Source organism: Gelidibacter sp., from assembly GCF_035577925.1.
Taxonomy (GTDB): Bacteria; Bacteroidota; Bacteroidia; order Flavobacteriales; family Flavobacteriaceae; genus Gelidibacter.
On the sequence record NZ_DATJCY010000345.1, the window covers coordinates 1 to 7461 of the forward strand.

The 7461-nt window shown below is 38.3% G+C and carries 8 protein-coding genes; 3 read left to right on the forward strand and 5 right to left on the reverse strand.

The window, feature by feature from the left end:
• Positions 1–215 precede the first annotated feature (215 nt).
• Both VNJ50_RS13355 and VNJ50_RS13360 read left to right on the forward strand, forming a co-directional pair.
• Positions 216–512, forward strand: coding sequence for a type II toxin-antitoxin system RelE/ParE family toxin (locus VNJ50_RS13355; protein WP_325582730.1), 297 nt, complete (start codon positions 216–218; stop codon positions 510–512).
• A 3-nt stretch (positions 513–515) separates the two neighbouring features.
• On the forward strand, positions 516–815 hold the full coding sequence (locus VNJ50_RS13360; RefSeq protein ID WP_325582732.1) for an addiction module antidote protein: 300 nt from the start codon (positions 516–518) through the stop codon (positions 813–815).
• 583 nt (positions 816–1398) lie between these two features.
• Here the strand turns inward: VNJ50_RS13360 and VNJ50_RS13365 are convergent.
• The 3 genes from VNJ50_RS13365 to tet(H) all read right to left on the reverse strand — a co-directional run bounded on the left by VNJ50_RS13365 (position 1399) and on the right by tet(H) (position 4606).
• Entirely contained in the window at positions 1399–1707 is a 309-nt protein-coding gene (locus VNJ50_RS13365; protein WP_325582734.1) for a hypothetical protein, read from the reverse strand.
• A 66-nt stretch (positions 1708–1773) separates the two neighbouring features.
• Positions 1774–2373 carry a common pilus major fimbrillin subunit EcpA gene (gene ecpA, locus VNJ50_RS13370; protein ID WP_109394146.1) on the reverse strand — a complete coding sequence of 200 codons (600 nt, stop codon included), beginning with the start codon at positions 2371–2373 and terminating at the stop codon, positions 1774–1776.
• 1030 nt (positions 2374–3403) lie between these two features.
• Positions 3404–4606, reverse strand: coding sequence for a tetracycline efflux MFS transporter Tet(H) (tet(H), locus tag VNJ50_RS13375; protein WP_006248867.1), 1203 nt, complete (start codon positions 4604–4606; stop codon positions 3404–3406).
• A gap of 91 nt (positions 4607–4697) precedes the next feature.
• Between tet(H) and tetR(H) the strand changes: the two genes are divergently transcribed.
• Positions 4698–5321 carry a tetracycline resistance transcriptional repressor TetR(H) gene (gene tetR(H), locus VNJ50_RS13380; RefSeq protein ID WP_006248868.1) on the forward strand — a complete coding sequence of 208 codons (624 nt, stop codon included), beginning with the start codon at positions 4698–4700 and terminating at the stop codon, positions 5319–5321.
• A gap of 2 nt (positions 5322–5323) precedes the next feature.
• Here tetR(H) and VNJ50_RS13385 read toward each other — a convergent pair whose 3' ends face one another.
• Positions 5324–6268, reverse strand: a complete 945-nt coding sequence (locus VNJ50_RS13385; protein ID WP_015060270.1) for a hypothetical protein — start codon at positions 6266–6268, stop codon at positions 5324–5326.
• Complete coding sequence (locus tag VNJ50_RS13390) at positions 6268–7287, reverse strand: SPFH domain-containing protein (RefSeq protein ID WP_032056459.1); 1020 nt, start codon at positions 7285–7287, stop codon at positions 6268–6270. The genes VNJ50_RS13385 and VNJ50_RS13390 overlap by 1 nt, the downstream gene beginning before the upstream one ends.
• Between the last annotated feature and the right edge of the window lie 174 nt (positions 7288–7461).

Here is a 7461-nt window from a genome sequence, read left to right on the forward strand (position 1 = left end):
AGTGTCGTACAAATTAAGAAGGGGTTGGGTCAGTAACCCGATACTGGCGGATGAGGGTTACTGAAGTAGAAGTTCACGCTTTATACTCCAGCAGGCCACTGCATAGGGGAAGTGCTGTTTGAAGCACATGACTTGCACTAAGGTGTTTTTTGAGTTTGGATTGTCTTTGTGTATTCGATAGAGTACACTTGCATTAGAGAAAGCCGAGATTAACCATGATTGAAATTAAACGAACGCCAGAGTTTGACCGCTGGTTTAATGGACTGAAAGACGTTACCACTAAAATGCGCCTAATTACTCGACTGAAAAAGGTTTCGCGTGGCAATCTTGGCGATGTTCAGTCGGTTGGCGAAGGTGTAAGTGAGATGCGTGAACACTTTGGTAAAGGCTGGCGAATGTATTTTGTACAGCGTGGCTCTGTCTTGGTTGTCATGTTGGGCGGTGGTGATAAGTCAACGCAGACACGTGATATCGCCAAAGCCATTGCTCTGTCGAAAACACTGGAGGACTGAACCATGGTTAAAATTTCTGAACTACCCACTTTTGATGCAGCCGACTACCTAGACAGTGATGAGGCGATCACTGCCTACTTGAATGTTATTTTAGAAGCAGGCGATGATGCGTTGCTGGCTGAAGCTCTTGGCGATATAGCTAAAGCACGCGGTATGACCCAGATTGCCAAAGATGCAGGTATCGGTCGTGAGTCCTTGTACAAAGCGCTGCGGGTGGGGGCTAGTCCACGCTTTGACACTATCAGCCGGGTGTTGGGCGCTCTGGGTGTAAAGTTGGTAGCGGTGCCTAAAGCAACACATTAAGAATGCAGGATATTCGTGTAATAACTCGCCAATGCTCCGTTAAATAAGGTGAGCCTGCTAGAAACTGAAATGTAGCTCATGTGTAATGGATAGATTAGAATTCCAATAGGGGACCTATTCTTCGGAGGTGATTTTCACCCAGTAGCATTGGACGATAGCGTACATTTTTCAATAGATGGTCAGCATGGCGCAGCGAGAGCTTCTCCGTAGTTTTTCCTTATGGTTTTAAACTCGTATGTGAATTTTGAGCTTGCACGGATTGCCTTTTGGCCTTTTGCTTTCCCCTGCAAACAAGCCTTTTCAGGGTAGCCCCTTTGCCCTTAATCCCCCTTCCATTAATCCCTTCAAGCCATTTTCCCTTTACCCCTTTAGCGTTGCTGGGATAGGTTTAAAGCAAATGCCACTGCGGTAATCGTTTAGCAATTTATAAGCTGCGAGTAGCTTGACTGCTTGTCTAACGAAAGCCCAGAGGCTCATGACGCTTGGTTTCGAGACAAAGTAAAAGAAGCCAGCACCTATCACCCCAATCCCAACTTGCGAAGATCTTCACCAGCTCCGGCAGCATTACGAACAAAACCTGCCTTTATCCAAGACAGAAACCAAAGTATTTCTTGAAATTTTCTTTGGTTTTTCCGGGTAAAATTAAGTTTGCTGGTGAGATCAAAATCTCATTATTAACTAAAGGGATCACTTTTCCATCTTCTAAAGGCGATGAAATACGTTCAATAGACAATCCAACTAACCGTGCTTGCTCGACGTTATTTTCAATTTCTTTAGCAAGAATAGTTTGGTCAGACTGCATTGTTTCAGTAATGGCGCCGACATGGATGGCTGCTGCAAATTGGCTATAAAAAACCAAAGGACTCAAACACGCTAATATTATTTTTTTCATCGTGGATCCTTTAGGGTGAGCGAAAATTCGCTCATCCCGTATTTATTAAAATACTTACTTTGTAACTTATGGTGTTTTAGTGAAGTCGCCTTCCCAAGTTGCAGTAAACTGAACTTTAACGTCACCATCCCAGTAACCATCAGCTAAATCAGAGAATTGAGTATCAGTACCAGCGATTTTTGCGGAAGCAATATTGAACGTGAATTGGCTTTGACCGCTTACACGCTCTTTACCGTTGTAAGCACCGTCTTGAGCTAAGAAATCAAGACCAGCCGTTGTACCTGCAGCAACGTCAACCATGGTAGTTTCTGTTGAGCTAGTTAAGTCTGTACCATTCCATTTAACACCAACAGTTAATTCACTGTTATCAGAAGCACGTACTAATTTATCGGTGATGATTTTTGAAGTCAGTTTAAAATCAGTCGCTTTTTCTTGACCTTGGATAGTGATATCGAACGCACCATCTTGAGAATTAAATGCTTTAATACCTTCCGCATAATTGAAAGTTAAAGATTTTAATGGTGTAACAACTAACATACTTTTAGTATCTTTGTATGCTTTCGCATCCCATGAAGCAACAGCACTTGCTGTACGAGTATCAGCTTGAGCAAGAGTTGTTGTACCCATAATAGCAACTGCAAGAACGGCTAATGTCAGCTTTTTCATAAAATATCCTTCGTAGATTAATTCTTATTACATAATGTTTTTAAATAACAGATATTATTTAAAAATAATCAGTTATTCAGTTATTCAGTTATTTAGGTTTTAGTAAAAATACTTATTTAAAATGAACTTTTAAATAGATTCATTTTAAATAAAATATATTTTTGAAATAGAAAACTGATTTTTTGAATTTGTGAGTGTCGATTCTCTTTATGATTTAAATCAATATATTCAAATGCGCAAAAAAAGTAATAAAGCTAAAATAAGTGCATTTATTCTTTTTTGGATTATTGGTTTTATTTACTAATTTGTCATGAGGTCAATTCTACAATTTAAATTTTTTATGTGGATAGGATTAATCCCATAGGATTTTATGCTGGAAAGTAAAAATATTAGTGTTTTTAAACTTTGTATTGATTTTCATACGCGTAAATCGAGTTTTTATCGTTATTAAATAAAGATAACTTAAGTATTTATGATTAGTTATCACTATATAAAAATTTTTATTTACTCTCTTTTTGTTTTTTTTTATTTTGTAAGGTAATTTTTAGAAATATAAGTTCAATAACTTGGTCTTTTTTGGACTTACCTTGGTGTTTTATTTGTTTTGTGATGGATTTAGAATTAACAGATAAACTTTATTATTGGGAGTATCTAAAAATGATTAGTGAGTATTGATCTAAATTAATATATGGCTATTACTACAAATAATTCTTAATTAAATAGAGCTAAAACTAATAGAAATTCTATTTTTATTTTTAGTTGGATAATAATTTCACAATGTAAATAAAAAGTAAATTAATAATGAAATATTTGTTTTTTTTACTCAGGGTGAATATGATTGAAAATAACTATCATAAAATAACTATGTAACTAAACGACTCCCTTACCTGCTTTATCGTTCAACGCCGATGTTTATGATTGCAGCCAGTAAGCCTTGGGTAAAAGAGGCTTATTAATTGCGATAAAAATAAAGTCCTATCAACGTTATTAAGAGCGGACAGGACTTTTATGATCTTTATAATTTCTAGTATTAAGGGGTTGAAATAACAGCTTTAGGTGTGGTTTTTCTTTGGTGAAAATAAGCGGTAATAAGCAACATAGCATAAAGTATTGCCCCCATCAGCCATAACAGACCATCCCAATAAGCGACGCTATAACTATAAATAAAGGCAAATAAAAGGGGACCAATGATCCCGGTAATATTGGTTAGGCTCACCAGAGTACCTTGTAATTTCCCTTGCGCATTATCATCGACAGATTTTGATAAATAACCTTGTAATGCGGGTTGCCCCATACCTCCTGCCGCTAAGCAAATTAATGCTGGTAAGATGACCCAAACGTGGCCTATCCACGCTAATAATAAACAGCCCATCATATCAATAGACATACTGATCATAATGGTGGTTTTTTCGCCCCATTTTTGTGCCAATTTCCCAGCGACAATCGCCTGAAAGAAAATATGTAATACACCCAGAACCGCCAAAGACATACCGATAGAAGTTGTGTTCCAATCAAAACGATATTGTGTAAACAGCACCCAGATGGTGGCAGGAATTTGCCCGATAAGCTGGATAATAAAATAGGTTGCTAACCAAAAGTAGAGGCTTTTCTTAAAAAAAACAGTGACTGTATTTGAGGCAGTTTGGTTTTCAGGTGTCCTATTGGCAACAAGCGCTTCTCTTTTTTGTGTTTCTCGGAAAAAGAGCAAAGAGAGTATTAATAATATCGAGTGTGAAATAGCGGCAAAAATAAATGGCATATGAGCACTGATATCACCTAATAATCCCCCTAGCATTGGGCCGATAATAAGGCCAACACCAAAAGCACCACCTAAGAAACCAAAATAGCGAGTTCGATTTTTAGCGGGAGTCACATCACTCATCGCTGATGCACATACGGCACCTGTTGCGCCTGTGATCCCCGCAATGATGCGCCCAATATAGAGCATCCAAAGTGTGGTTGAGAATGCCATTAAAAGATAGTCGAGTGCCGCGCCTAAAAGGGAAAACAGCAAGATGGGTTTTCTGCCGTATTTATCAGACAGTCGTCCTAGAATAGGAGCAAAAATAACCTGCATGGTAGCATAGAGCGCTAATAGCACACCGTAATGGGTTGCCAGTGAATTTTCACTGACAAATTCATTTAATAGAGTAGGGAGTACTGGCATGATAAGCCCGATACCAATGGCATCTAATACGGTGATCAGCAGTATAATAATAATTGATTTATTCATTGAGATCCTAAAAATCTATCAGTGATAGAGTGGGTGTAAAATATCTCTATCAGTGATAGATTGTCAAGGCTATTTTATTTTGAGGTAGGTAATGGCAAAGCTAGATAAAGAACAAGTTATTGATAATGCGTTGATTTTACTTAATGAAGTTGGTATTGAAGGATTAACAACGCGTAAGCTGGCGCAAAAAATAGGTGTGGAACAACCCACATTGTATTGGCATGTAAAAAATAAACGCGCTTTGTTAGATGCATTAGCAGAAACTATTTTGCAAAAGCACCATCATCATGTTTTGCCATTGCCGAATGAAACATGGCAGGACTTTTTGCGAAATAACGCGAAAAGCTTCCGCCAAGCCTTATTAATGTATCGTGATGGTGGCAAAATTCATGCGGGAACACGCCCCTCTGAAAGTCAATTTGAGACATCAGAACAGCAACTACAGTTTTTGTGTGATGCTGGGTTTAGTCTATCTCAAGCCGTGTATGCATTAAGCTCTATTGCGCATTTTACATTAGGCTCCGTACTGGAAACTCAAGAGCATCAAGAAAGCCAAAAAGAGCGTGAAAAAGTAGAGACGGATACTGTTGCCTATCCGCCATTATTAACCCAAGCCGTTGCAATTATGGATAGTGATAATGGTGATGCTGCATTTTTGTTTGTCCTTGATGTGATGATCTCTGGACTTGAAACAGTATTAAAGAGCGCTAAATAAATCTAAATTCGCTGACGCCCTTTTTGGCTAATTAGTTGCCCTTGTATGTCAGCGATACCAATGTGAGCAATACAACCTGCATTAAATTGTAAATAGTCATCTTCGATGCCATCAGAGAAAATTACGCCATTCTCTGGCATCAAAGATCCTAATTGCAGTGGTGAGTCAGGCTCAATAGTGCCAAAAGTCAGTGCAACACCTGTTGTTCTACTTGGAAATGGCTCTCTTACACTAAATTGTAGCTTTCGATCACTCCAGCTAAAGCCTTGTAATAGAGGGTGCGAAGCTTCTCCTGTAATTGCCATCGCACCAGCAAGAATAGATTGAAACCACCCCGTTGATCCCAATCCTGTTGATACAATAATGCCTGATGAAGATTGCACTTCTTCAGCGCCATTCCATTGCAAAATATACTGTGCGGAAGTGTGGCTTTTAGGGCCAATAAATAAGTCATTAACCGCTAATAAGGATTGACCATCATTGGTTGTTGCTTGTGCAAAAGTGACCGTTTTAAATGGCATTTTTTTATTAATGGTGTTAATAACTGTCTCTTTTAATTGCCCTATTTCAAAGGGTAATAATTTACCATCCCACCTTGATGGATCAGGATTTATGGCAATGATAGGCTGTCCATTAAGGTATTTCAGCGTATTGGCAACAAGCCCATCTTGACCAATCACCACCACAATATCGTGAGGTGAGAATTGATAGCTGGGTAATAAGCCTCTTTCTAAAAGTTGAAATCGTCCTAATGATTTTAAAATCAACTCAGCTTCTGTGAGTTGCTTTTGATATAAATTGTGTTCATTGAGATAATCCTTTACCTCAACATTGTTGTGTTCTAAATAGAATTTGGCTTGTGACCAGGTATTAAAGCGCTCAATTAATTCCTGTAAGCGGCTTTTTCTCATCACCAGCACAAAGCGAAAATCTTCGTTACGTTGCATTATTTACTGCCTTTTTTCATAAATTGGCTAAATAAATCAGGTGTGATATTCAACTCGCCGATTTTTCCTGAATTCAGTGCTAAGGTTTCAAATGCCATTGCCATTAATTGTTGTGAGTCCATTTTTGCTAATGCCATTGCTTTTAGGTTCTCAACTGGTAATTCACGATAAGCACGCATGGTAGCTTCAATAGCATAAGCATCCGCTTCTGATTGTGTTCGCTGATTTTCAGCACTTAATGCGACTAGTTCTTTGCGTTTTGCTTCCGCATTAACTTTGGCTTCAAGGCGTTCTTTTTCAATCTCAGCTTGTTCGCGTAGTAATGTACGTTCGTTTTCTAAACGTGCTTCTTCAATCTCTTGGCGTTTACGTTGAACAGATAAATCGGTTTCTAATTCAGCCTCTTTAATGGTGCGCTCTTGTTCTACTGAGAATTTACGACGAGCATAAATGGCATCGTCGGCTTCTTTCAGTAAGGATTCTCTCGCTTCAGCTTCTAGTGCTTTTAAGGTTTCTGGTGATGGTGTGATTGCCGCTATAGAGACATCTAAAATCGCAATACCTAATGCCTCTAATGATGGATGTTCAATTAATTGTTCCATCACTAAAGTCACTAATGATTGGCTAAGTAATAACGCTTCTCTAAGTGGTGTACTTTGGATCTTTGCTTGAATTAAGGTTTGTGCAATACGTACAACACGATCACTGAGTTTGAGCGGATCTTCAGAAGCATACGATTTGCCGTTTTTGCTCAAGTTAAAGTTGAGTACTTCTGCGGCTTTTTCGGGCGCTTTAACCTGAAATGAGATTTGCCCTTGAATACGTAAACCCTGAAAGTCCGAGGTTTGGAAATTAAAAATAAAAGGTGCTTCTTGAGCGTTTAAAGGCAATGCCGCAATGGAGGTTGTGGCGGAGTTATACCAAAAACTCAAGCCTTTACCTTGTTGGCGAACGCGACCATTGACGGATTTGATAATGAATGTTGATGAATCAGCTTTAGAGTAATTTAAATTAAACATAGTGTCTCTCCAGTTAGTGTCCTTGTGACATTAACTGAATTGTGTCCTATCGACACTATCTTTGTCAACTGATTTAGTGTCTTTATGACAAAATTTGATTTTTTGCTGTTTAGGCTTAAAATAGTTTCATCGTTTTTTAATAAAGCTTACGCCATGAATGAACAAGATTTTTTA